General features: G+C 65.6%; 1 protein-coding gene. It reads left to right on the forward strand.

The features are described 5' to 3' along the window. The coding region (gene metH / locus ABZT47_RS40235; protein ID WP_354854068.1) for a methionine synthase at positions 1–3,269 on the forward strand (3,269 nt) is incomplete at both ends.

The raw sequence follows: 3,269 nt of genomic DNA on the forward strand, positions 1-3,269 counted from the left end.
CAGGCCTATGACCCCACGCTCGATGATTTCGATGGTCATGAGGGTTGCAATGAGGTGTTGAATGTGACGCGTCCTGACATTGTGCGGGGGGTGCATGACGCGTATTTCGCGGTGGGTGTTGATTGTGTGGAGACCAACACTTTCGGGGCGAATCTGGCGGCGTTGGCGGAGTATGACATCGCTGGTCGGGTGTGGGAGTTGTCGCAGGCGGGGGCGCGGTTGGCGCGGGAGTCGGCTGATGAGTGGGCGGCGGGGGATGGCCGGGCGCGGTTCGTTTTGGGGTCGATGGGTCCGGGGACGAAGTTGCCGACGTTGGGGCATGTGCGGTTCGAGGCGTTGCGTGATGCTTATGAGGCGAATGCGGCGGGGTTGATCGCGGGTGGGGCTGATGCGTTGATCATTGAGACGTGTCAGGATTTGTTGCAGGTGAAGGCGGCGGTGGTCGGGGCGCGTCGGGCGATCGAGGCGGCGGGGCGTGATGTGCCGGTTGTGGCGCAGGTGACGATCGAGACCAACGGGGCGATGTTGTTGGGGTCGGAGATCGGTGCGGCGTTGACGGCGATCGAGCCGTTGGGTGTCGATGTGATCGGGTTGAACTGTGCGACGGGTCCGGCGGAGATGTCGGAGCATTTGCGGTATCTGGCCAAGCATGCCGGTGCGGGGGTGGCGTTGTCGTGCATGCCGAACGCGGGGTTGCCGGAGTTGACCGCTGACGGGGCGCGGTATCCGTTGTCGCCGGGTGAGTTGGCCGATGCGCATGAGGGGTTCACCGGCGAGTACGGGCTGGCGCTGGTCGGCGGGTGTTGCGGGACGACGCCGGAGCATCTGCGGCGGGTGGTGGAGCGGGTCGGCGGTCAGGCGGTTACTGCCCGGCGGCCGCGTTTGGAGGCGGGTGCGGCGTCGTTGTATGCGCATGTGCCGTTCCGGCAGGACACCTCGTATTTGGCGATCGGTGAGCGGACCAATGCCAATGGGTCCAAGGCGTTTCGTGAGGCGATGCTGGCGGGGCAGTGGGAGGAGTGTGTGGACATCGCGCGGGCGCAGTCGCGTGATGGGGCGCACATGCTGGATCTGTGTGTGGATTATGTGGGCCGGGACGGGGTGGCCGACATGGCGGAGTTGGCGTTCCGGTTCGCCACGGCGTCGACGTTGCCGATCGTTTTGGATTCCACCGAGCCGGCGGTGATCGCGGCGGGGTTGGAGATGCTGGGTGGCCGGGCGGTGGTCAACTCGGTGAACTACGAGGACGGCGACGGCCCGGATTCCCGGTTCCAGAAGATCATGCGGTTGGTGAAGGAGCACGGCGCCGCGGTGGTGGCGTTGACCATCGATGAGGAGGGTCAGGCGCGTACCGCGCAGTGGAAGGTCGCGGTGGCCTCCCGGCTGATCGAGGACTTGACGGGTAACTGGGGGATGCGGGTCGAGGACATCATCGTGGACTGCCTGACGTTCCCGATCGCGACGGGTCAGGAGGAGACCCGCCGGGACGGGCTGGAGACGATCGAGGCGATTCGTGAGCTCAAGCGCCGCTACCCGGGCGTGCAGACCACCCTGGGCCTGTCGAACATCTCTTTCGGGTTGAACCCGGCGGCGCGGATCGTGCTGAACTCGGTGTTCTTGCACGAGTGTGTGAATGCGGGGCTGGATTCGGCGATCGTGCATGCTTCGAAGATCGTGCCGATGGCGCGGATCCCGGATGAGCAGCGTCAGGTGGCGTTGGACATGGTCTATGACCGGCGCCGGGAGGGTTATGACCCGCTGGCGCGGTTCATGGAGTTGTTCGCGGGGGTGGATGCGGCGTCGTTGCGGCAGAGCCGGGCGGCGGAGCTGGCGGGGTTGCCGTTGTGGGAGCGGTTGAAGCGGCGGATCATCGATGGGGAGCGTAAGGGGCTGGAGGGTGATCTGGAGGAGGCGCTGTCTCAGCGCCCGGCCCTGGAGATCATCAACGACGTGCTTTTGGAGGGGATGAAGACCGTCGGGGAGCTGTTCGGGTCGGGGGAGATGCAGCTGCCGTTCGTGTTGCAGTCGGCTGAGGTGATGAAGGCGGCGGTGGCTTACCTGGAGCCGCACATGGACCGGGTGGAGGGTGAGACCAAGGGGCGGATCGTGCTGGCCACGGTCAAGGGCGATGTGCATGACATCGGGAAGAACCTGGTGGACATCATCTTGTCGAACAACGGCTATGAGGTGATCAATCTGGGGATCAAGCAGCCGGTGTCGGCGATTTTGGAGGCGGCCGAGGAGAAGGACGCCGATGTGATCGGCATGTCGGGGCTGTTGGTGAAGTCCACGGTGATCATGAAGGAGAACCTGCAGGAGATGAACTCCCGTGGGATCGCCTCCCGTTTCCCGGTGCTGCTCGGCGGCGCGGCGTTGACGCGGGCGTATGTGGAGCAGGACATGGCGGAGATCTTCAATGGTCAGGTGCGTTATGCGCGGGACGCGTTCGAGGGTCTGCGGTTGATGGATGCGTTCATGGACGTCAAACGCGGGGTGGCGGGGGCGCAGTTGCCGCCGTTGCGCACCCGGCGGGTGAAGGCGGGTGCGAGGTTGGAACGCACTCCGGTGGAGGCGTTGCCGGCGCGTTCGGATGTGGCGGCCGACAACCGGGTGCCGGTGGCGCCGTTCCTTGGGGAGCGGGTGGTCAAGGGCATCGCGCTGGGCGATTACGCCGCGTTTTTGGATGAGCGGGCGACGTTCATGGGGCAGTGGGGGCTGAAGGCCGCCCGCGGCGGGGACGGGCCCTCGTATGAGGAGTTGGTGGAGAGCGAGGGGCGGCCGCGGCTGCGGATGTGGCTGGAGCGGTTGCAGACCGAGAATCTGCTGCAGGCCGCGGTGGTCTACGGCTACTTCCCGTGCGTCTCGGACGGCGACGATTTGATCATCCTGGACGGGCAGACGGGTGGGGAGCGGACCCGGTTCTCCTTCCCGCGGCAGCGGCGTGATCGGCATCTGTGCCTGTCGGACTTCTTCCGGTCCAGGGATTCGGGGGAGGTGGATGTGGTGGCGTTCCAGGTGGCGACGATGGGGTCGGCGGTCTCGGCGGCGACGGGGGAGTTGTTCGCCAAGAACGCCTACCGGGATTATCTGGAGTTGCATGGGTTGTCGGTGCAGTTGACCGAGGCGCTGGCCGAGTACTGGCATGCCCGGGTCCGTTCGGAGCTGGGTATCGGTGGTGATGAGGCGCTGGCCGACATGTTGAAGGTCAACATCGCGGGTTGCCGGTACTCCTTCGGCTATCCGGCGTGTCCCAATCTTGAGGACCAGCG

It is taken from the genome of Sphaerisporangium sp. NPDC005289 (genome assembly GCF_040607455.1).
In the GTDB taxonomy this organism is placed as follows: Bacteria; Actinomycetota; Actinomycetes; order Streptosporangiales; family Streptosporangiaceae; genus Sphaerisporangium; species Sphaerisporangium rhizosphaerae.